The 21,580-nt window shown below is 51.1% G+C and carries 16 protein-coding genes; 8 read left to right on the top strand and 8 right to left on the bottom strand.

All coding sequences use genetic code 11. From position 1 onward, the window contains the following. The first annotated feature begins 177 nt into the window (after positions 1 to 177). The 3 genes from trxB to ACYVC2_RS08805 all read left to right on the top strand — a co-directional run bounded on the left by trxB (position 178) and on the right by ACYVC2_RS08805 (position 3,385). Positions 178 to 1,149 carry a thioredoxin-disulfide reductase gene (gene trxB / locus ACYVC2_RS08815; protein WP_461101936.1) on the top strand — a complete coding sequence of 324 codons (972 nt, stop codon included), beginning with the start codon at positions 178 to 180 and terminating at the stop codon, positions 1,147 to 1,149. A gap of 85 nt (positions 1,150 to 1,234) precedes the next feature. Next, complete coding sequence (locus ACYVC2_RS08810; protein WP_461102331.1) at positions 1,235 to 2,305, top strand: peptidoglycan DD-metalloendopeptidase family protein; 1,071 nt, start codon at positions 1,235 to 1,237, stop codon at positions 2,303 to 2,305. A gap of 798 nt (positions 2,306 to 3,103) precedes the next feature. Continuing rightward, positions 3,104 to 3,385 (top strand): hypothetical protein, encoded by a 282-nt coding sequence (locus ACYVC2_RS08805; RefSeq protein ID WP_461101935.1) that lies wholly within the window; start codon positions 3,104 to 3,106, stop codon positions 3,383 to 3,385. An 89-nt stretch (positions 3,386 to 3,474) separates the two neighbouring features. Here the strand turns inward: ACYVC2_RS08805 and ACYVC2_RS08800 are convergent, their stop codons facing one another. Continuing rightward, positions 3,475 to 4,776 (bottom strand): amidohydrolase family protein, encoded by a 1,302-nt coding sequence (locus tag ACYVC2_RS08800; RefSeq protein WP_461101934.1) that lies wholly within the window; start codon positions 4,774 to 4,776, stop codon positions 3,475 to 3,477. A 43-nt stretch (positions 4,777 to 4,819) separates the two neighbouring features. Next, on the bottom strand, positions 4,820 to 7,903 hold the full coding sequence (locus ACYVC2_RS08795) for an amidohydrolase family protein (protein ID WP_461101933.1): 3,084 nt from the start codon (positions 7,901 to 7,903) through the stop codon (positions 4,820 to 4,822). A 493-nt stretch (positions 7,904 to 8,396) separates the two neighbouring features. On the opposite strand from ACYVC2_RS08795, the gene ACYVC2_RS08790 reads away from it, so the two are divergent. From ACYVC2_RS08790 to ACYVC2_RS08780, 3 genes are all read left to right on the top strand, one after another. Then, complete coding sequence (locus ACYVC2_RS08790) at positions 8,397 to 9,572, top strand: BamA/TamA family outer membrane protein (protein ID WP_461101932.1); 1,176 nt, start codon at positions 8,397 to 8,399, stop codon at positions 9,570 to 9,572. A gap of 228 nt (positions 9,573 to 9,800) precedes the next feature. Beyond that, complete coding sequence (locus tag ACYVC2_RS08785) at positions 9,801 to 10,457, top strand: hypothetical protein (protein ID WP_461101931.1); 657 nt, start codon at positions 9,801 to 9,803, stop codon at positions 10,455 to 10,457. Positions 10,458 to 10,657: 200 nt separating this feature from the next. Continuing rightward, entirely contained in the window at positions 10,658 to 10,990 is a 333-nt protein-coding gene (locus ACYVC2_RS08780) for a hypothetical protein (RefSeq protein WP_461101930.1), read from the top strand. 126 nt (positions 10,991 to 11,116) lie between these two features. Here ACYVC2_RS08780 and ACYVC2_RS08775 read toward each other — a convergent pair whose 3' ends face one another. Further along, positions 11,117 to 12,562: a DEAD/DEAH box helicase gene (locus ACYVC2_RS08775; protein ID WP_461102329.1), complete on the bottom strand. Its 1,446-nt coding sequence runs from the start codon at positions 12,560 to 12,562 to the stop codon at positions 11,117 to 11,119. Positions 12,563 to 12,954: 392 nt separating this feature from the next. Here ACYVC2_RS08775 and ACYVC2_RS08770 point away from each other — a divergent pair, with 392 nt between their 5' ends. Next, positions 12,955 to 14,052 (top strand): L-dopachrome tautomerase-related protein, encoded by a 1,098-nt coding sequence (locus ACYVC2_RS08770; RefSeq protein ID WP_461101929.1) that lies wholly within the window; start codon positions 12,955 to 12,957, stop codon positions 14,050 to 14,052. Positions 14,053 to 14,054: 2 nt separating this feature from the next. On the opposite strand, the gene lepB is transcribed toward ACYVC2_RS08770, so the two are convergent. Both lepB and ACYVC2_RS08760 read right to left on the bottom strand, forming a co-directional pair. Continuing rightward, positions 14,055 to 15,221: a signal peptidase I gene (lepB, locus tag ACYVC2_RS08765; RefSeq protein ID WP_461101928.1), complete on the bottom strand. Its 1,167-nt coding sequence runs from the start codon at positions 15,219 to 15,221 to the stop codon at positions 14,055 to 14,057. A 186-nt stretch (positions 15,222 to 15,407) separates the two neighbouring features. Continuing rightward, a complete protein-coding gene (locus ACYVC2_RS08760) occupies positions 15,408 to 16,586 on the bottom strand; it encodes a cysteine desulfurase family protein (RefSeq protein WP_461102327.1) in 1,179 nt (392 codons plus the stop codon). A gap of 105 nt (positions 16,587 to 16,691) precedes the next feature. On the opposite strand from ACYVC2_RS08760, the gene ACYVC2_RS08755 reads away from it, so the two are divergent. Then, positions 16,692 to 17,561, top strand: coding sequence for a mechanosensitive ion channel family protein (locus ACYVC2_RS08755; RefSeq protein ID WP_461101927.1), 870 nt, complete (start codon positions 16,692 to 16,694; stop codon positions 17,559 to 17,561). A gap of 1 nt (position 17,562) precedes the next feature. Here ACYVC2_RS08755 and ACYVC2_RS08750 read toward each other — a convergent pair whose 3' ends face one another. The 3 genes from ACYVC2_RS08750 to ACYVC2_RS08740 form a co-directional block, all read right to left on the bottom strand. Further along, the gene (locus ACYVC2_RS08750) at positions 17,563 to 18,828 is read right to left on the bottom strand and encodes a BamA/TamA family outer membrane protein (protein WP_461101926.1); all 1,266 of its coding nucleotides are present in this window, start codon (positions 18,826 to 18,828) and stop codon (positions 17,563 to 17,565) included. Positions 18,829 to 18,975: 147 nt separating this feature from the next. Next, positions 18,976 to 20,382 carry a tetratricopeptide repeat protein gene (locus ACYVC2_RS08745; protein ID WP_461101925.1) on the bottom strand — a complete coding sequence of 469 codons (1,407 nt, stop codon included), beginning with the start codon at positions 20,380 to 20,382 and terminating at the stop codon, positions 18,976 to 18,978. Between the two features lie 113 nt (positions 20,383 to 20,495). Further along, positions 20,496 to 21,521: an NAD-dependent epimerase/dehydratase family protein gene (locus tag ACYVC2_RS08740; protein ID WP_461101924.1), complete on the bottom strand. Its 1,026-nt coding sequence runs from the start codon at positions 21,519 to 21,521 to the stop codon at positions 20,496 to 20,498. Positions 21,522 to 21,580: the final 59 nt, after the last annotated feature.

Raw genomic sequence — 21,580 nt, 5'->3', positions numbered from 1 at the left:
TGGAAAGGGTTAAGAGGAGAGCGATACCCAGCCCCATGCCCTTTCCCACTTGCCCCAACCCCACGTATTCTTTGCATTCTGCGGGATTTTTTTCAATTTTGTGTATGTTGTCTAACTACTCCGGCTGTTCAGGCGCGGAGTCGTTTTTAGCTTCAAGACAACCCCATTCCATTTGCAATGACTTCTGAACACGTTAAGTGCTTGATTATAGGCTCTGGCCCCGCTGGATATACAGCTGCTATCTACGCATCCCGAGCCAACCTGAATCCCGTTCTCTACCAGGGTTCACAACCCGGCGGTCAGCTTACGATCACGAATGAAGTAGATAATTTTCCGGGATATCCCGACGGCGTTCAGGGTCCGCAGATGATGCAGGATCTGGAAGCACAGGCTCGCCGGTTCGGCACCGATATCCGGTACGGGCTGGTAACTCAGGTAGTTTTTGTCGATCAGCCGGGGCCGGGCAATCCACACCGGGCCATCATCGATGACAAACACCTGGTCACTGCAGACTCGATTATTATTTCGACGGGTGCTACGGCCAAATGGCTCGGCCTGCCTTCCGAAATGCGACTCAACGGCCGGGGTGTGTCGGCCTGTGCGGTTTGCGATGGATTCTTTTTCCGGGGGCAGGACGTTGTGGTGGTAGGTGCGGGCGACACCGCAGCCGAAGAAGCCAGCTATCTGGCCAACCTTTGCCGCAAAGTGTATATGCTGGTTCGGCGCGACGAAATGCGGGCCTCCAAGTTCATGCAGAAACGCGTCAGTACAGCGCATAATATCGAGATCCTGTATAACACCGAAACGGAAGAAGTGCTGGGCGACGAAGACGTGACGGGCGTTCGGGTAAAAAACAGTGTGACGGGCGAAGAGCGTGTGCTGGACGTGACGGGTTTCTTTGTGGCGATTGGCCACAAGCCGAATACCGAAATTTTCCGGGAATTCCTTGATCTGGACGGTCATGGCTACATCCAGACGGAGAAAGGAAGTACGCGAACCAATATTGCTGGTGTGTTTGCCTGCGGAGACGCCCAGGATAACATCTACCGTCAGGCCATCACAGCCGCTGGAACGGGGTGTATGGCGGCTCTCGATGCCGAGCGTTATTTAGTCACGCTGGAAATGCAGGACGAAGAACTTATTCATTAACAAAATCCAGTCGATGGTCGATGATCGATGGCCGCTCAGTTATCTGACGACTATCGATCATCGACCATCGACTCATCTATTTCCGATGAGTAAAACCGCTACACGATGGTTCATGGCCATTGGGTGCCTATGTCTGTCGCTAACGCTTCAGGCGCAGGAGCGCGGGCGATTCAAAAATAATCTGCGGATTACGCCCAAGAATGACCCGGCATCAAACGCCCCGGTCGTCGATCAGCCGCAAAAAGCGGACGACCAGTTTGAACAGGAAAAGACACAACTTCGCTTCAACAGCCAGTTCGAACCGAAGAAAGAACTAAACCCGGTAGTCAGTGAAGACACCAGCCAGCTCGACCAGGGCGAAACCAGTGTCGTGGAAGTTATCGACTCGGTGCTGGTGGGAAACGAGTGGGTAAAAATTGCGGATTACTACGCCGTCTGGGATTCCCGAACTATTGATCCTTACAATATCAATCCGCTGGAGTTCAGCGAGGCCATCGACATCAAGCTGTACGATCCACCCGCCAACCGCTACTGGTCGGCACCGTTGAATGAAGGCAAGATGACGTCTAACTTCGGTTACCGCTGGGGACGCTGGCATACTGGTACTGACCTCGATCTGGAAACCGGCGATCCGGTTTATGCTGCTTTCGATGGTATCGTTCGCGTTGTTGGCTGGGATGGCAATGGCTACGGCCGTTATGTTCTGGTCCGGCACTACAACGGGCTGGAAACCTTATACGGCCACATGTCGAAACAGACGGTCGAGACGGGCCAGTTAGTAAAAGCCGGCGATCAACTCGGCTTAGGCGGCAGTACGGGGCGAAGTTCGGGGCCGCACTTGCATTTCGAAACCCGTTATGAGGGCAATCCATTCAGCCCGCTCAATATCTACTCGTTTCCCGAAAACACCATCAACGCCGATCACTTTCTCCTGACGGCTTCGGTCTGGGATTACCTGCGGGGCGGGAGTAGTCACTCCGGGTCGGATCTTAGCTTCAAGCCCCGCTTTAAACGGACTGTGCTGCATCGGGTTCGGTCGGGTGAAACACTGACCTCTATTGCCGATCGCTATGGGATGTCGGTTTCGACTCTAAAACGCAAAAATCACATTTCCGGCTCGCGGCTTCGCCCTGGTCAGAAACTGCGGGTGCACTAACTGGAGTTTACTATCGAAACTAATCGACGCGGTACAGAGAGCCTTTCAGCACACGTCATAAACCCGCATCACATAAAAAAGAAACCTGGCTGCCATAGCCAGGTTTCTTTTTTATGTGATGCCTCATCTACTTTTCTACTTTTCGCCCTCAGGTAAGAACAGTCTAGCGTTTCCAGGTAGACTGTTCTTACTTTTTCTGCCTCTTCACAAACCGATTATATCTACGTTATAGCTACTTACCCGAGCCGGTTCATTTTCTTCTGTCTAGTGCTTTCTCCGTACAGAAAAAGCCGCTACAAGTTAACAGCGTATCGATCACTCATAAACTTTAGTAAATAGAGCAATCGTACACCGGTTACTTATTGGGCTATTTATATATTTTCCGTAATCGATAAGGCTATACTTTAACAGACTAATACCGCGTATTCATAAAGTAAAAAATGGCCGCAACTTTTTGGGTGATTTCGTCCGGCAAAATGGTGATTTCAGACAAAACCGATTGACTGGCTACTGACCCACTAGTCTTAAAGCGGTTAAGTGGGTTACTAAATACCTGGCAAGGGTTTTCAAATGAGGTCGCAATTCCTGTCAGACATTTTACCGGCAGTTCCAGCAACTGGTTGCTAAGAGCTGACCGTCTTCATCAATCGTTTTAAACGTATAGATTCTTATGAAATTCACCGGAACGCTTGACAGCCAACAGTGAACTTGCCTGACGATACGTCTATTGACTGCGATCGGTGGTGAGGCATTTTGAGCACTTAATAAGGCTGGTTTAAGCTTTACTCAATACTTATCATGAAACGTCCAAAAGACATCTTCGAACTCGTCCTAGCCTTCGCCATCGTAGGTAGTTTGTGGTATTTTAGTAATGACCTGACACGGTTCGTTATCAGAAAGCTGCACGCAGAAGCCTATCCTCTTGCTTACACTGTTATCGACTATTCGATCCTGCTTCTTTCTTTCTTCGGTTTTTTGATTGCTAAAAATGCCAATACCATTCATACGGTCAGGATTATGATCGTTCAGACCGCTATCATCTTTATTCTTGCGGAGCTACTACAGGTGATCATCCGCTGAATGCCCGTAATGCAACAAATCACCCACTCGCATCTAAAAAGTGAAACCCTGACTTCTGGCCAGGGTTTCACTTTTTAGACTAGACTAAGTTATTTCTGCTCATATTTGTCTTTATAAGTCTTGTATAGTCGTTTGTGTCGGTCATCCAGATTCACCTTACGGCCCTGAATAAAGGCGTGTTCGATAATGTTGGTGCGCATGTCCAGCGCATCGCCCGCCGAAACGAACAAAGTAGCCTGCTTTCCCTTTTCGAGGGTACCGACCAGGTTATCAATTCCCAGAATTTTGGCGGTGTTCGCCGTTACCATTTTCAGGGCTTCCTCACGATCACTGACGCCAAAGCCAGCGGCCGTCCCGGCCAGAAATGGCAGGTTTCGTGTCCGCCACCACTCATCGGCATAACTAAGCCCAACCAGTATACCCGCTTTTTGCAGAATGCCCGGCATACGATATGGCAAGTCCACGTCTTCGTCTTCGCGGTTAGGCAACCGGTGCAGCCCACTCAGAATGACCGGAATATTATTTTCCTTCAGAAACGTAACGGCCCGGTTGGCTTCCTCACCCCCAACGATCACAATTTTCGGCACCCCCATCAATTTGGCAAAGGTGACGGCCTCGATAATATCTTTGCCGTAATCGGCCCGAATGTACAGGTTTTGCTTGCCCGAAAATAGCCCCCGCATTGCTTCCAGCTTCAGGTTCATCGGCTTTGGATTCGATAGAGCTGCATAGGCTTTGGCATCCGCAAACGTCGCCCGCAACGCTTCGATGGCCGGCGCCCGTTTCTCGTTTTTGCGGACCACGGTTGTAAAATCTTCAAAATTGAAGTCACGGGCCAGATAAGTAGGCCAGTTGAGCCAGATGCCATCGTCTTTTTTCAGAGCGGCATCTTCCCAGTTCCAGCCATCGGCCATCATCACGCTCGAACTTCCCGAAACCGTTCCGCCCTGCGGCATGGCCTGCGTTAGCAGCACACCGTTATTTCGGATCGTCGGAATGATTTCCGAGTCGGTATTGTAGGCAATCAGAGCCCGGATGTTCGGATTCAGAATACCGATTTCCTGTTTGTCGACCGTAGCCCGTACGGAGCCGATTTCCTGTAAACCAACCGTCGATGCGGGGGAAATGATACCGGGATAGACGTGTTTACCCGACACGTCGATCGTTTCAACGTCGGTCAGGTTCAGCCGGACGATCGTTCCATCGACAACGTTCGTGATCACCCCGTTGCTGAACAGCACCACGCCATTAGGAATGACCTGCCCATTTCCGACATGGACCGTGCCGCCCATGAGCGCAATGGTTTTGGTCTGTGGCCGAGCCGGGGCCGGGTTCTGGCCATACGACGTGAGCACGGCCAGGGTAAGTATGGGTACTAAAAATCGTTTCATGTTTTTTCGTCGATACGGAAAAATGATTGGACCGTGGTTACTGTTATTTCTGCGCGTCGGCATGTTCTTCGCCTTCGGCCAGTATCCCTTCTACGTCTTCGCAGTGCCACATGCGTGACCGCCGGAACGTTGGTTTCACCGTGGAAGCACCACCCGCTTTAGCCGTCAGCATTTTCTGGATCAGGCGGGCTTTTTCGGCCAGCATCGCGTCCCGTTTGGCATCCTCATCCTTTAGGCTGAAATAAACAGCGCCGTCGATCATCGTAATTTCAGGCCGGGCATAAATTGCCAATGGATTGGTATTCCAGAGCACCAGATCGGCATCTTTGCCTGCTTTGATACTGCCCATGTGGCTATCCAGATGCAGCAGTTTTGCGGGGTTCAGCGTTACCATCTTCCAGGCATCTTCTTCACTCATACCGCCGTACTCGACCGTCTTGGCGGCTTCCTGATTCAACCGGCGGGCCATTTCGGCATCATCGGAGTTGATGGATACCGTTACGCCCTGCCGCTGCATAAGCGCTGCGTTGTAGGGAATGGCATCGTGTACTTCCATTTTGTACGCCCACCAGTCGGCAAACGACGAGCCGCCCGCGCCATGCTTTGCCATCTTATCCGCCAGTTTGTACCCTTCGAGAATGTGCGTAAACGTATTCACTTTAAAGCCCAGCGAATCTGCTACTTTCAGCAGCATGTTTATTTCCGACTGCACATAGGAGTGGCACGTAATGAAGCGTTTGTGCGCCAGAATTTCGGCCAGTGCATCGAGTTCGATGTCCCGGCGGGGTGCTATCGTGGTGGCTTTTTCTTTCGCACTCAGCTTGTTGTAGGCCGTCCAGCTTTGTGCGTATTCCTTAGCCCGTGTGAAATGGTCCATGTAGACCTGCTCAACACCCATACGCGACTGCGGAAAGCGCGTCAGCACGTTTGGGTTTGGGTAGTTGGCTTGTTTTACGTTTTCCCCAAGGGCAAACTTGATAAACCCGTCGGCCCCTTTGATCAGCATGCCGTCCGGCGACTCACCCCATTTCAACTTCACAATAGCCGACTGACCGCCAATGGCGTTTGCCGAACCATGCAGCAGTTGCGACGTAGTAACCCCACCCGCCAGCTGACGATAAATGTTGATATCTTCCGGATTGATGACGTCGGCCATCCGCACCTCCGCTGAACTCGACTGCCCCCCTTCGTTGACCGACAAAAGCGCAATGTGCGAGTGTTCATCGATAATGCCGTTGGTCAGGTGTTTACCCGTTCCATCGACTACCTTGATATCCGCCGGAACCGGGAGGCTCTTGCCAACTTTAGAAATCTTACCACCCGTTACCAATACATCTGCGCCAGTTAGAATTCCTTCCTTTTCGTTGGTCCAGACGGTGGCATTGCGGATCAGGATGGTTTCGGGCTTAGGCTTCTGCGCATTCCCCATACCCACGAACGGGTAAGTAACGGCCAGTGCGGTATTGCTCACCGGAGTCGTTGCGGTCGAGCTGGCTGCGGTTGTTGATACCGCTGACGTCGATCCGGGGGCGTCACCCGCCCGAACGGCCGTCCAGGTAATATGCTTCCCATCGGGCGTTTCGCCATCGCCTTTGATGGTCGTACCGGTGCGGTAACCTGTCAGACGCGTCGTACCCGGCTTTTTCTTATCCAGTTGGACCTGAATTGAAACCAGATTGCCCGAAACGGCAACTTTAGGCGTTAGTTTGACCGTATCGGCCACAATCTGGTAATCGGGTTTATCAAGCGTTTTCCCCGTAATGTTCAGTTTCAGGTTCGATTGTGTCCCAACCGTCAGGTTCCAGGTACCGCGCAGGTCGGCGTTGTTTTTATTCGTGACAATGTACTGTTTGCCCTGCATCCAGTTTTCGAAAATCACGTTGTCGGCACTGAACAGGTTACCGGAGGTGATCAGAAAATTGGCCAGCCGTCCTTTTTGCAGCGTACCAATCTGTCCCTCCGCCCGAATCAGGCGGGCGGGTACGGTGGTCAGGGCCTCCAAAGCTTTTTGTTCCGATAGTCCATTTTCGATGGCTTTGCGCAGGTTTGGCCAGAAATCGGCCTTGTTGCGGAGCCCGGCCGACGTGAGGGCGAACGGAATATTCGCAGCCGCCAGCCGTCCGGCGTTCAGCGGGGCCATTTCCCAGTGCTTAAGTTCGGCCAGAGATACGTTGTCGGCATCCCAGGCATCTTCCACATCGTAAGGCTGTGGAAAATTAAGCGGTACGATCAGTGAAGCGCCTGTAGCTTTTATATCGTCGATCCGCTGGTACTCGTCTCCCGAGGTGCGAATAATGTACTGAACACCAAACTCGTCCCCAATTTTATCAGCGCGAAGGATGCCTAGTTTGTCGTTGGCTTCAAAAATAGCAGGCAGTGGCTGAATACGGTTCAATGCTTCCAGCGACATATTCGCCTGTTCTTTACTACCAGCGCGTTTGTACCAGTCGGCATCGTACAGCGCCTGCCGCAGTAGGGCTACCGTACCCATCATCGAGTTCGGATACTGCTGCCCCGAACTCCCTTTGCTGAAGGAATAATGCGCCGTCGCATTAGGCTTGAGAACGACCGTATTTTCACGGTCGTCGGCCAGGGTTACCAGCGCCCCCGTGCCCCGTGCAATGCCGTCGTGCTGATGGGTCAGGACCGTGGCAAAACCGAGCTTGCGCAGTTCATCTGCTTTGGTTGGATTCGCTTTAAAAATCAGACTGGCATCGTTTTCGGGCTGAATAGCCTGGTTCCAGTAGTATGCTCCTTTTTTATTCGATTCGTACTGCGGAACCCCTCCCCGACCACCGCCGGGCCCGCCGGAGCGGATTAGCTCGGGCATGCCGTAATCGGCATCGATATCGATCAGGGCGGGATAGATCCGCTTTCCTTTCAGGTCGGCGACGACCGCTCCGGCAGGCACACTAACGGAGGTGCCGACCGCTTCAACTCGCCCGTCGCGGATCAGCAGGGTAGCGTTCTGCAGGGTGGTCTGCGGGTCAACGACAATAGTTGCATTCGTGAAGGCATACAAGCCCGGTCGTTCATCGTAGACCCCATTCCGCGGGAAGGTAGTCTGAGCCACAGCCGAATAAGCCAGTGCTACCGTGAACAGTCCAGTCAGGAAATGTTTTAGCATATAAGTGATTGGTTGATGAGTTGGGTTAAAGGCCAAAAATACGGAAATCAGCGCGCTCGCTGGTAGTTTATCCAAAGAAGATTCTGATAATTCATTTTATTTTAATAATTTATTTTACTTCAGAAAGTAATCGTCTTAAGAAAGGTAATCCTGCGGGTATCAGCCGCTTTCCGATACCAGCGCTCATTTTTCAGGATACGCCTTCGTCTCCCCCTTTTATTGACCAATATTCGGCAACTGGCACAACGTGAAGGGTCAATTTCTTTTCTTAATTAATCGTTAGTAAACTGTGGGGCTCAGTGCTGCAACAATTCAATGAATTTTAGTGTATTAGTTATCGTATGCATCTGGTAATGTTCGGGTCTGCTCTTCTCGATTTCATGGTTTTTACTCCACTGATTTGCTCCAGTTGTCTCCTATGAAATCTGCGGTCAGGTCGTTGATAGGACTGTTACTGGCAAGTCTACCGGGGTTGGTCAGCCAGGCAGCGCAGATGCCACTAAGCGATACGCTGGGGGGGCTGGTGGCTCCAGCGACGACAAGGCCCGCCGTTCGGCAGCAGGATATCGCAGATGTAATCAAACGCTGGTGCCCACGGCTACCGATTACGCTGCACGATTCGGCAACGCTGCAGGAAGGGAAGCGTTTCCTGCTGATAATTCCGCAGGTTGGCTATACATTACAGACCCGCGGGCTGGCTGCCGTACTGGTCAACGCTGCTTTTCGCAACCCACTGGCCAACATGTCGTCGGTTATGGGGCAGCTTTCGTACACGCAGAATCATCAGGTTATTTTTACCTCGAATTCGGCAATCTGGATGGCCGGAAACCGCTTTCTGTGGACCCACGACTGGCGCATTATGCACTACCCACAGGCAACGTACGGGCTGGGTATGTACACCACGACCGACCGGGTCATCAACATGGATTATGCGTATCTGCGGCTCTACCAGAGCCTGTTACGCCGTATGGCCCCTAACCTGTACGTCGGCCTTGGTTACCATTTAGACCTCCACTGGAACATCGAGAGTTACGCCCGCAACCGCGAGCTGACGCGCATTTCCCGGTATCCATACGGAGTGGAGGGGCGTTCGGTATCGTCGGGACCAACGCTACAACTGCTCTACGATAACCGGCAAAATGCCATAAACCCTATGGGAGGCCTGTATATCAATGCCGTACTGCGGGCGAACCAGAAATTCTTAGGCAGTGACGATACATATCAGTCACTTTTGCTGGAAGCACGCAAGTACATTCATTTCCCTTTCGAATCGGACAATATTCTGGCGCTGTGGTCTTATAATTCGCTGACCCTGAACGGGAACCCACCCTTTCTGGACCTACCCAGTACAGGCTGGGATAGCAACGGAAACGTCGGACGTGGTTTTATTCAGGGGCGCTTTCGGGGAAAAAATCTGCTGTACGCCGAAACGGAATACCGATTTCTTATTACCAATAACCGCCTGTTGGGCGGGGTCGTTTTTGCCAACGCCCAGACGGTAACCGAGCCCGAGCAGAACAGCGGGCAGTTTGAGAAAGTGGTTCCAGCCGTCGGTGCCGGCCTGCGCATCAAAATGAACAAAATCTCCCGCGCCAATCTCTCCATCGACTACGGTTTCGGCTTCGATGGCTCCAAGGGTTTATTCTTCAACCTCGGCGAGGTATTTTAAGTAACCTAATGTACTGCCTGGCTAATCTATCGGCTGGCTAAGGAGCACCCTAACATGTGTCTGGGTACAAGCTGTATTTTTCATACACCCCGAATAGAGAAATCTACAAATTTATCAATACAATTAATTTTATCATATTTCAATCAAAGTACGTTAAATCGCTATCTGGGATACCTAAAAAATACGTTGCATTTTAGTTAACCGCAACTTTTAATAAATATCAATCCTATGAAAACGTACTCAGTTTATTTACTTATTTTCTTGCAATGTGTAGCTACGATCGGAAAAGCACAAATAGTTGTAAAAGCAACTTTATCGCTTGTCATCAATACTGTGCCTTCTATAGATGATCCGCAGGAAACCTATCAGGAAGAGGCTATATTAATTGAGCTAAAAAATATTTCTGAACAACCATTAATCATTTTTCACAATAAGCTTGTACAAGATCATGTCAGCATTTCTATTGATAGCATCGACAAAAATATTTTTATTAGTAAACAAGTAAAGTCAAAAAGGGGCTCAAGACCTAATTTCAATGGACTGTATCAAAAGTTAATCGATACCAATGCCGGAAACCGGCAGTTATTTAAAGAAATTCCTATTTCAGCATTAAAAGATTTAGGAATCATGATTGGAGATACGTTAGAAAACGGAATAGCTTATGGCCTTATATTATATCCGCAACAGACATTTCGCGATTTAAAGTACTTTAGAAAAGAACTCGGTCTACCAGGAAATTATTTATACAAATACTCTCCTCTTCAGGTAGAATCAAAGAGTAAGCCTAAGCCATTAACTTTTATTCTTGACGGGAAAAGCTACAGAGTTGTACTCGCTTCAGAGATAGTGTCTAATGAATTTAAGTTAACTACATTTAAGGATTGAGATTAGATTTCTTGTCTTTTCCCTGGTCTTCGCAATGATATTCCATCTATACTAAATTAACTATCCGGCTCTAAAAAATAACCAGTTCAGGCTAAAGCCAAAACATCCGCACGAGTCAAATTAAATAGAATATCGTGAAACGCTTTTACTCAAAATTAATACAGTACTTCTATGTAGTTCAGTTAGTTTACCCACTAACTATGGATGTATCACAAGATCCACGTTATAGCAAAGGTTCTTACTCCTTCGTTCGAGAAAGAGGCTCACCATTTCAAGCTCGAATTAAAGGAAAACTTATTGACAAGCAGACAAAAGAAAGTCTAAAAATTGCAATAGTAAAAATTAATGACCAGCAGATAAAAGCGGATACTAGCGGATATTATACCGTAGTAGTAAAACCAGGCAGTTACATCGTAACAGGACTCTGTTACCCGTACTGTGTAGTTAGAACCAAACGATTCAACCTTAAAACAGGTGATATGGTAACTATAAACTTTCAGTTGCTTATTGACGAAACTCCACTTATCAACTAAACACCTCTGAGTCAGTTCCGTTTTGGCCACAACCCACACTGTCGACTCCCTGACAAACCACCGGTAGCCAAAGCTGTAGCGAGGTTCGGAAGAAATAAGCAAAGGCATATGTGCTTAGCTGATCAATCACTCGCCCGCCGGCGCTGAAACCGGAGACTGGCCCCGATCGGTTGACCGGTCCTCTCCACGTGGCCCACGCCGACGTTTTTTCCGGCGCTTGGGTTTATCAGTCGATGGTTCGCCTGTCTCATTGGTTTCTACCGCTTTTGCCGACGCGTCAACAGTAGCTTCAGTTGTCGGAGCTGTTCGTTCCGGGCGGGGTTTGTCGGCACGGCGTTCCCGTTTGCCTTCCTGATGTTCGCCAGTGGGAGCGCTCTCATTACCCGACCGGCGCTTTCCTTCATCCCGACGGCCACCGCGTTTGTTACGCCCCACCGATCCCTTGCCGCGCAGACCGCTGAACCGCTTCGGATCGAACACGGGCGATTTGCCCATGCCCAGCTCTTCGGTGATGGATTGTTTTTCGACCTCCCGTTCGATAAGTCGCTCGATATTGACGATACGGTTCTGATCCTGGTCGCTAATGAAGGTAATGGCCGTGCCGGTCGTGGCCGCGCGGGCTGTACGGCCTATCCGGTGCACATAATCTTCGGCATCACGCGGGATATCGTAGTTGACAACGTGCGTGAGGTTGTCGATATCGATGCCCCGCGACAGCACGTCGGTAGCGACCAGAATCGGGAAGGTTTTGTTCTTGAAATCACGAAGTACTATTTCCCGATCATCCTGATCCAGGTCGGAACTAATGCCACGTGCTTCGTAGCCAAGCTTACTCAACGCCCGCACAATACCGTTCACCTCCGATTTCCGCGAGGTAAACAACACCATGCTCTGCACGGGCGTAGGGCTGTTCTTGATCAGATGCGCCAGCAGAGGCAGTTTCTGGTTGTCGTAAGCCAGATAAAATTGCTGATCGATACCAGCTGCCGGTTTGGATACGGCCAGTCGGATTTCTTCCGGTTCGGTTAGAATCCGTTTCGAAAACTCGCGTATTTTAGCCGGCATCGTTGCCGAAAACAGCAGGGTCTGGCGCTTGGTCGGCAGCTTGGTTACAATGTTCAGGATATCGTCGGAAAAGCCCATGTCGAGCATTTTATCGGCTTCGTCGAGCACCAGATAATCAATCTTATCGAAGTTGACGTAACCCAGTTGCATATGAGCGATGAGCCGTCCAGGCGTAGCAATGATGATATCGGCGCCAGTTTCGAGCGCTTTACGTTGTTTGTCCCAATCGTCGCCCTTGCCACCACCGTAAATGGCAATGCTGTTGGCTTCGACGAAATAGCCGAACCCTTCAACCTGCTCGTCGATCTGCTTGGCCAGTTCACGCGTTGGCACCAGAATGAGCGTACTGGTATGATCGTGGTTAGCGTGCGAAATCCGGTCGAGCAGCGGAATGAGATAGGCGGCCGTTTTACCGGTACCCGTCTGCGCGCTGGCAATGAGGTCGCGCCCGTCGAGGATTTTGGGAATGGCCATCTCCTGAATGGGAGTAGCCTTTAGGTAGTTCATGGCGTCCACACCGGCCAGCAGGTCGTCGTGGAGATTAAATTCCTGAAATGTCAAGGTACAGCTGAATGATGGTGAAAAACCGCTGACCTTTTCTTCCCGGTCAGCAAACCGTCAGGATAATTTACTATCCTAACGATGATCCGATTCATTTAAGACAAATATAATGAAAAAGCGGTACATAGTTATTATTATCAGCGCCTAATTGACTGAGCCCATTTTCTCCACAAATTCGCACCCCCGGAGCAGCGACCCGTTCGTCGGTCCCTATTCATCAGAAACCTGCCTGTTCAGAACCAAACGGCGGTCAGCCTAAACAGCTTCTATCGGCCCACACCGCTAAACCTTCCCCACAAATAGCCGTTACACCTGAGAACAGACTAACTCAGCATCGTATGAACATTGCGCTTTTGTCGGGAGCGATCCTGCTCATTGGTTCGGCGGCACGGGCCCAGTCGACTCCTTCGGCCAGGCTGGAAACAGTTGCCGAATTTGGCCGGCATCAACCCATTGGCCTGGGTGTTTCGCAGCAGAATCGCCTATTCGTTACCTTCCCGAAGAATGCCGAAAATTATGATTACGGCCTGGTCGAGCTGGTGAGCCGTTCTGACGGCACTAAAGAACGAATTCCTTACCCCAGCGCCGTCTGGAACCAGTGGGATTCGCTGAAACCACGGGATCGATTCATGAATGTTCAGGCGCTGTTTGTCGATCAGACCAATAGGCTCTGGGTGCTGGACCCGGCTAATCCAGCCGGACAGAAAGCCATTCCGGAAGGCATCAAGCTTCTAAAAATAAATTTGCAGACCAATCAGGTCGAACGGATTTATCGGTTCGAGGATTTACCCCGTGAACGCACTGGCCTCAATGACGTTCAGGTCGATACACAACGGCAGATCGCTTATCTGTCCGATCCTGGCCGGGCGGCTATTGTGGTTCTGGATCTGGCGTCGGGCAAGAGCCGGACCGTACTGGAAAATACGCCCTTCACGAAGGCCGATGCGGCTTTTATCCTTACCATCGATGGCAAAGGGGTGCGTGATAGCCAGGGTAACCCGTTCAGAAGCAACGTAAACGGTATTGCCCTGACCCACGACTTTACTTACCTTTATTTCCGACCTATCACGCAAACCAAACTTTTTCGCATAGCCACCCGATACCTAGCCGATCCGGCGGTATCGGCTACCGAAGTTGCCTCACACGTCGAGGTCATGGGCGAAACGGGTGTCTCACACGGCATGATTGCCGATAAAGCCGGAAACGTGTATCTGACCGATTCACCAGATAAAGCAATCCGCTATTTTAGCCCCGACCGCCAGCTAAAATGGCTCGTACAAGATAACCGGCTACTTTGGCCCGACAGCTTCGGTATTGGCTCAGACGGGTATCTGTATGTAACAGCGGCCCAGATTCAACGCACCAGGCGATACAATGCCGGCGAAGATAAAATAGAATATCCGTTCCGGTTGTATCGGGTGAAGCTGCCGAAGTGAGTTTACTCGATCAGGCGAAACAGGCGGTTCCAGCGAATTTTGTGCCATGCATCAGCCGGAACCGGATCGAGCGACATCCACACGAATACGGCTTTCCCAATAATGTGATCTTCCGGCACAAACCCCCAGTAGCGCGAATCCTCGGAGTTGTGGCGATTATCACCCATCATAAAATAGTAGTCTTGCTTAAACGTATACGAGCTTATGGGCCGACCGTCGATCTGGATGCTGGTGGGGGTCATCACAACGTTTTCGTTGGCTTCATAGCGCTCGATCACCGGCCCGTATAAGGCAATCGTTTGCTTATTGACAGAAATCGTCGCGCCTTTCTTCGGTACGGTGAGCGGCCCAAAATTGTCCTGATTCCAGGCAAAGGCCGCGCTACCGTATATACGCGGATCAGCCTGACCTGGCTGCTCGGTCATGGATTCTATGCCTTTGACCCAGTCGAATTCCTTGAATTTGGTGATTACATCGGCGGTGGTGTTGACCCGATAACCGACCAATACCGGTGTTTTGGTAGCTTCGTCGTACCGTTCCAGGGGTTGCCAGTTGATAAAAGGCCCTTCCGCCGATTTGAAATCATTGACGATGTCGTACTTCCGGAAAAACCGATCATCGAGTACTTCGGTGGTTTTCACGAAATATGTGGTTTCGGAACGCTTCGGTACGGCAAGTGCTTTGCCATTTACATACACCTGCTCCTGCCGAATCTCTACCACGTCGCCCGGTATCCCGATGCAGCGCTTGATAAAATCTGTTTTTAGGTCTGAGGGGTAACTCGATTCGCCCGCCTTGGGCGGGGGATAATTGAACACCACCACATCCCCGTTTTTCACGTGCGTGAATCCCGGTAGCCGATATACGGGCAACTGAATAGCGGTGCTGAAAGAGGGAATCTCAGTACCCCAGATTTTCTGATGGGTCAGCGGCACTTGCAGGGGAGTTTTAGGCGTCCGAATACCGTAATGCAACTTGCTGACAAACAGGTAGTCGCCCACCATCAGGCTGTTTTCCATCGAAGGAGTCGGTATGGCAAAGGCTTCGAAGGTTAAAAAGCGGATAAGGGTAGCCGCAATCACGGCAAATGCCACGGAATCGAGCCATTCACGCAGCGCAGACTTTTTTGGTTTGGGCTGTTGGTCAGCGCTTGTTTTCGTCTTGAACATAAACCGGGGTCGTAAGGATGATCACCAAGACGAAAGGTAAGCGGGCAGGCTACAGCCAGGCATCTATTTTACACAGGCGGTTCGTATTGATTTTAAACACAGACATTGAGTAAACACGGAGGCACAGAGAACACAGAGTTTTACTTATTTCTCTGTGTTCTCTGTGCCTCCGTGTTTACTCAATGTCTACTTTACCAATTCTTTCTGATACAAGCCCACCAGCGTATCGACGGCGTAATCGATCTCATCGGGGGTGTTATACTTACCAAACGAAAATCGGACGTAGCCCCGATCCGGATCGAGGCCGGGCAGAGCCGCCAGCACGTGCGAACCAACGTTCGACCCACTCGAACAGGCCGAACCACCCGACGCCGATATCCGGGCGATATCCAGGCTAAAGAGCAACATATCGCTCATGTCCGACGCGGGTAAGCTGACGTTCAATACGGTATATAAGCTATTCTCGACATCGGCCGAATCACCATTGAATTGCACGCCGGGCATTTTCTCGCGCAACCGTTCGATCATCCGGCGTTTCAGCCCAGTGATATGTTGCTGATGAGCGTCCATGTCGCGGTACGCAATTTCCAGCGCTTTTGCCAGCCCGACGATGCCGTATACATTTTCGGTGCCTCCGCGCATGTTACGTTCCTGAGCCCCCCCGTACATAAACGGATGAATTTTAACGCGATCAGCGTTGACATACAGGAAGCCAACTCCTTTGGGTCCGTGAAACTTATGACCAGCCCCCACAATAAAATCAACCGGCAACTGCTGCAGGTCGTGACGAAAATGGCCCATCGTTTGCACCGTATCGGAATGAAAAATAGCGTCGTAAGCGCGACACATCTCCCCTACCCGATTCATATTCAACAGATTACCAATTTCGTTGTTGCCGTGCATGAGCGACACCAGCGACCGCGACGAACCGGCGGCCCGGTTTTGCTGCAGCAGTTCTTCCAGATGCGCCAGATCGATATGCCCTTCCGTATCCACCCGCACCAGATCGAGCCGGATGGTGCCCTGTTGTTCGAGGTGCTGAAGAGTATGCAAAACGGCGTGGTGCTCCAACGGCGAGGTGATCGCGTGGGTCAGGCCGTAGGTTTCAATACTGCTCCGAATGGCGGTGTTGTCGGCTTCAGTGCCGCCCGAGGTAAAGAAAATTTCAGCTGGCGATGTGTTCAGCAGGGAAGCGACCGTTTTGCGGGCTTTTTCGATGGCCGTACGAACCGCCCGTCCGTGGCTGTGAATCGAGGATGGATTCCCAAACTGCTCTGTCATAAGCGGTAACATCGCATCCAGCACTTCGGGGTCCAGCCGGGTCGTCGCGGCATTATCAAGGTAAACGGCAGTGGTAGGTTTCATCATCAAATGGTTGTAATATTCCGCAAAGGTACGATGTAGGGCCTTACTGATGAAACACATTGCAAACCCGCACCGTTCTCCTTCGTACGATCACTTTTTTACCGAATGAATTTTTCGCAGGCCGCCGGACTTATTTACGCTGAACTGTCGATCTGGTTGCGGGCCGCTGTACGCTACATACCCAAGGTAGCCGTTGCCATCCTGCTGCTGGTCTTTTTTACGTTTCTATCCCGATGGTTCAGTCGGTGGTTGGTGCGTGGGCTGGTGCGGGTTAGTAGTAATGTCTCGCTGATCAACCTGACGGGGGCCGTCATCCGGGTCGTTGTGGTGGCGGTCGGGCTGTTCGTGGCCCTGGGTATACTGGGGCTGGATAAAACCGTGACCTCGCTACTGGCCGGTGCGGGCGTCATTGCCCTGGCAATTGGATTCGCGTTTCAGGATTTGACCGCCAATTTTATTTCGGGAACCATGATTGCCCTCGCCCGGCCTATTCAGTTGGGCGACATTGTAGAAACCAACGGCTATACGGGTAAAGTACTGGATATCAAACTGCGCTCCATCGTGATCGATAACGGCCAGGGCCAGACCGTCGAGATTCCGAGCAAAGACGTCTTCCAGAAACCCATTACGAATTTTTCCCGCCTTGGTCAGCGACGCATCGAAGTAACCGCCGGAGTGTCGTACATCGACGATCTGGCAACCGCTCAACGGGTTGCCATAGCTGCTATTGCCAGGCTTCCTTTCGTATTGCCAGATCGGCCGATCGAGTTTCATTACCGGCATTTTGCGGATACAAACGTTCAGTTCGTGATATGGTTCTGGGTAGAGTACCCAAAAACGAACGCACAGACCGCCCTGAGCGAAGCCATGATGGCCGTGAAAAAGACCTTCGACGATCACCAGATCCTGATGGTCTTTGCCGCACAGACATTCGATCTGAAACAAAAACTTGCGGCCAGTCGAGCTGATCAGTAAATCAGAATACCTCTCCCAAATTCAGGAAAATCCCCTGTGAACCACCCACGCCGAAACCATAGTCTATGGCCAGGTTCAGGTTCGAATGCTTGTTTACTTTCAGGCGCAGGCCAACCCCACCACCCGGCAGTAATCGGCCAAAGTGAGCCGAATCGGGGTAGTCTGTGTACATCTGCATATTGGCAAAGATGACTCCTCCCAGCAAACCGTTCGTGAGCAATATGGTTCGGTATTCGGTTTCCAGATAAATCAAGTCTTTCCCCCGAAAGCGACCCTGGGTGTATCCACGGCCAAGATTCGAATACGTATCCCAGCCCGTACTGGGCAGATCGAGATACGGAGCCTGCTCCCCGAAGCTCAGCCAGTTCATGTTCCAGAACGCCAGGATATGTCGCCCGTCGTGGGTCAGGGGAACGTACTTACGGAAATCGGCCACTACCGATTGCCAGTTCTGATCACTACCCAGCCAGCGCAGATTGGGCCGAACCAGGACGCTACCGAAAAAACCACTTTGCGGATTGTTAGGGTTTCGACGGTTGGTATACTGTACTGTAAACGTTGGCCCGGACGACACAGAACGACTACCGGAATTGTAGCGCTGAAAATCATCGTTGAGTTGCGGGGTATCGTTTTCTTCCCGAATTCGCCAGTGGTAATCCAGCGCGTATCCAATACCCACTGAAAAATTGGGAGCTACCTGCCGCAGTACCGCCTGATGCAACCGCAGATACGAATAAAAAAGACGATCGTCGACGTCGGCCCGAGAACTGCCGCCCAGGCCGAAATTATCGGCCGAATAATTATAGTAACGCCAGTCACTGACGATGTTGTACCGGTTGCCCTTTGTCCATAAGTTCGTAACGATCGGGATGATAACCTGCTGATACTGGGTATACTGGGGCGTCGAATAAATAACCGAAACGTTTTGTTGTGGATCGGCACTGGTGAACGATAGATTCGCATTCAGGCCAACCGCAAAGCCGGTTTGCAGAGCGTAGGCCAGTTCCGGGAAGATCGAAGGATGAAAGCCTGGTTTTGTCCGTTCGGCGGGCCGGTGTCCTTTGCGGTTGATAAACTGATAGTACACATCCCAGATATCGGCCGACGAGTCGGCCGGTACGTGCTGCTGACCGACTGCGGAAACCGTTCGCGCAGAATCATTCTGGGCAGTTGCCCGAAACGGATTCAACATCACCAGCACCCAACTGATTAGTAAAAAACAGCGTACAAGCCCGTAGCCGCTTTTATCGCTGGTCAACTGCATCATTCCTGAAAACGGGTAAATCGTACGAATAATCTGGCTGACTAACCGATTCGACCAGTAATCCGTTCCTTTGTGCTGACCCACCATTATAAAACAGAAAGTCGCTTTCTGACGATGAAAGCGACTTTCTGTTATTGTTTCGATGCTTACCTATTCTTTTTCTTTATACTGCTGAATGATCTTGTACAGCGCTTTTTGTTTTTCCAATTCCGGAAAAAACTCGAACAACTGCACGTGCGCATCGTAATCGAGCGTGAGGGCCGCTTCGAGCTGAACGAGCGCTTCACGGTAGTGACCCGCATGGATCAGATACACCGCTGACCGATAATACAGGTCGGCTTCTTGCGGCATGTCGTTGATACCCGACTGAATGATGTCGTTGGCCCGGAGAAAATCGCCCTGATCAAATGGCACCAGCGACCAGGTTAGGTAGACATCGGGATTTTCGGCATCTACTTCGGCGGCTTTCTCGAAGGCTTCGATACTCGACAGCACGTTACCCACTTTATACTCAGTTTCGGCAACGGCCAGATAATACTCGCCGTTGTTGTCATTGAGTTTGATAGCTTTTTGCAGAAACGGTAGCGCTTCGTACCATTTACCCGACTCGCTGAGACAAACGCCAATGCCGTACCAGGCTTCGTCCCACATGGCATCGAGCTTCAGCGCTTCCCGGTATTCTTTGATCGCGTCTGGCAGACGGTCCTGTTTTTCCAGGCTCGCGCCGAGGTGGCAGTACGTGTCGGCGGTTGCTTCTTCGTATTTGAGTGTCTGGCGATAGCATCCTTCAGCTTTTTCGAACAGCCCCAGGTTCATGTATGTATTGCCCAGATTGAAATGCGCAGACGCAAAATCGTCTTTGATAATTACCGCATAATCGTATGCTTCGGCAGCTTCTTCGTACCGACCCAGCTTGCTGTAGGCGATACCGATGTTATACCAGGCATTATACGAATAAGGGTCGGCATCGATCAGTTGCTGATAGTAAGTCAGGCTGTTTTCGAGCTCCCCCGTAACGTCCAGGCAAAACGCCAGTTCATACAGGGCATTTTCGTTGTTGATATTCAGCGCGATCGACTTCTTGTATTGTGTAATGGCTTCGTCGTACTTACCCCAGTTCTGATAACTTTGCCCCAGTTGAAACAAAATATCGTCTTTATCGTCGGCCCGGTCGAGGAGTTCTTCCAGCACCTGAACCGATTCTTCGTAACGACCAGCCATGTTCAGCACCGAACCCTGCATAAACGGCACGTCGAGGTCGCCGGGGTTAAACAATGAAGCCCGTTCCAGTAACTCCAGCGACTCGTCGAATCGTTGGAAATTAGCCAGAATCTGGGCTTTATCGAGCATTAATTCCAACGCATAGGGGAAGTTTTCCAGCCCGGATTCGGCGGCCTTGAACGCCTTGTCTAAATCACCCTGGTTGAGATAATGCTCCACCATTTGTTCGTAGACATCCAGATCGAAAAACTGGCTTTGCTGTTGGTCCAGCATTTGCTCAAAACGCCGGATGGATTCTTTAATATCGCCTTCTCGTTCTTCGAACTCTTGCTCCATACTATTGCCTGAAAAATGTTTGGCGGATAGGGGCCGCACCAATGGCGCGATTTATCCTTTGGCATTGAAATATAAACTCAAAAAAGCGAAACTCCAACCCTTCGCCCTAAAATTTAAGCACCGGTCTGCGGCTGCTGAAAGGCATCGGCTACCCGCTGAAGCGTATCGCTCAACGGTCGGTACTGAAAGCCAGTCACCTGCTCAATTTTCCGACCGTCGTATCTGTAAAACGAACTCGCCGATCGGGCTGTCTCGCGGGTGATGAGCGGGGCCTTGCCCGTCAGCCAGGCCCGTAGGGCTTCCAGCGGCCAGAGCAAGCGCGTGAGTACGGGCGGTACCCGCATCGTTGGCGGGCGCTTACCCACTACCATCGCTATCTGTTCTAACAAGGATCGGTAGGGAATGGTGCCCGCATTGAGGATGAACCGCTCGGCCGTAACCGACGACTGCATCAGCCGGACCAGCGCATCGGTCACGTCGAGCACATCGACGTAATTGACCAGCCCCGCCGGATAAAATGGTTTTTCGTCGTGTACGTACCTGATCAATTGCAGACTACTCCGGCTCCAGTCGCCCGTTCCGAGCACGATAGACGGATTGACCATGACGGCATTCAGGCCTTCGGCGACCCCGCGCCAGACTTCCAGTTCGGCCCGGTACTTGCTTTTGGCATAAGCAGAATTATTGGGTGAATCCTGCCATTTCTGATCTTCGCGGATAATGATCGGTTCGGTTGGCGTACTGTTTTTCGCTACGGGTCGGCCGAGGGCAGCTACCGAACTCAGGTAACCGAATTTACGAATTCCCACCTTCAGACACACATTCACGACATTCGCCGTTCCTTCTACATTGATCTGATCCATCCGGTCGCGGTCTTTCGGCGAGAAGGAAACGATGGCGGCCGCATGAACTACATCCATACGATGTTGAATGGCCGTCTGAAGCGACGGAATATCCAGCACATCGCCTTCGTGCCAGGTAATCTGGTCGGCCACGTCGGCCAGCATGCCGTATCCTTTTTCGGGTCGATACAAAGCCGAAACCGGGTGCCCATCCGCCAGGTAGCGCCGGGCAATGTGCGAACCGATAAACCCGGTGGCACCGGTAATAAAAACAGGATTAGGTAGTGATGATGTCAATTGAAGATTTTGATTTCGACCCGGTTGAGGAAATTATTCGTATTCGAGGTGGTGTTCTC

The sequence above is a fragment of the Spirosoma koreense genome (assembly GCF_054777875.1).
This window is presented reverse-complemented; position numbering and strand designations above follow the sequence as displayed.

What these genes read in the sequence shown, in the direction of transcription:
- trxB (WP_461101936.1), top strand. Translation starts at nt 178, where the DNA reads ATGACTTCTGAACACGTTAAGTGCTTGATTATAGGCTCTGGCCCCGCT.
- ACYVC2_RS08810 (WP_461102331.1), top strand. Translation starts at nt 1,235, where the DNA reads ATGAGTAAAACCGCTACACGATGGTTCATGGCCATTGGGTGCCTATGT.
- ACYVC2_RS08805 (WP_461101935.1), top strand. Translation starts at nt 3,104, where the DNA reads ATGAAACGTCCAAAAGACATCTTCGAACTCGTCCTAGCCTTCGCCATC.
- ACYVC2_RS08800 (WP_461101934.1), bottom strand. Translation starts at nt 4,776, where the DNA reads ATGAAACGATTTTTAGTACCCATACTTACCCTGGCCGTGCTCACGTCG.
- ACYVC2_RS08795 (WP_461101933.1), bottom strand. Translation starts at nt 7,903, where the DNA reads ATGCTAAAACATTTCCTGACTGGACTGTTCACGGTAGCACTGGCTTAT.
- ACYVC2_RS08790 (WP_461101932.1), top strand. Translation starts at nt 8,397, where the DNA reads ATGCCACTAAGCGATACGCTGGGGGGGCTGGTGGCTCCAGCGACGACA.
- ACYVC2_RS08785 (WP_461101931.1), top strand. Translation starts at nt 9,801, where the DNA reads ATGAAAACGTACTCAGTTTATTTACTTATTTTCTTGCAATGTGTAGCT.
- ACYVC2_RS08780 (WP_461101930.1), top strand. Translation starts at nt 10,658, where the DNA reads ATGGATGTATCACAAGATCCACGTTATAGCAAAGGTTCTTACTCCTTC.
- ACYVC2_RS08775 (WP_461102329.1), bottom strand. Translation starts at nt 12,562, where the DNA reads ATGAACTACCTAAAGGCTACTCCCATTCAGGAGATGGCCATTCCCAAA.
- ACYVC2_RS08770 (WP_461101929.1), top strand. Translation starts at nt 12,955, where the DNA reads ATGAACATTGCGCTTTTGTCGGGAGCGATCCTGCTCATTGGTTCGGCG.
- lepB (WP_461101928.1), bottom strand. Translation starts at nt 15,221, where the DNA reads ATGTTCAAGACGAAAACAAGCGCTGACCAACAGCCCAAACCAAAAAAG.
- ACYVC2_RS08760 (WP_461102327.1), bottom strand. Translation starts at nt 16,586, where the DNA reads ATGAAACCTACCACTGCCGTTTACCTTGATAATGCCGCGACGACCCGG.
- ACYVC2_RS08755 (WP_461101927.1), top strand. Translation starts at nt 16,692, where the DNA reads ATGAATTTTTCGCAGGCCGCCGGACTTATTTACGCTGAACTGTCGATC.
- ACYVC2_RS08750 (WP_461101926.1), bottom strand. Translation starts at nt 18,828, where the DNA reads ATGATGCAGTTGACCAGCGATAAAAGCGGCTACGGGCTTGTACGCTGT.
- ACYVC2_RS08745 (WP_461101925.1), bottom strand. Translation starts at nt 20,382, where the DNA reads ATGGAGCAAGAGTTCGAAGAACGAGAAGGCGATATTAAAGAATCCATC.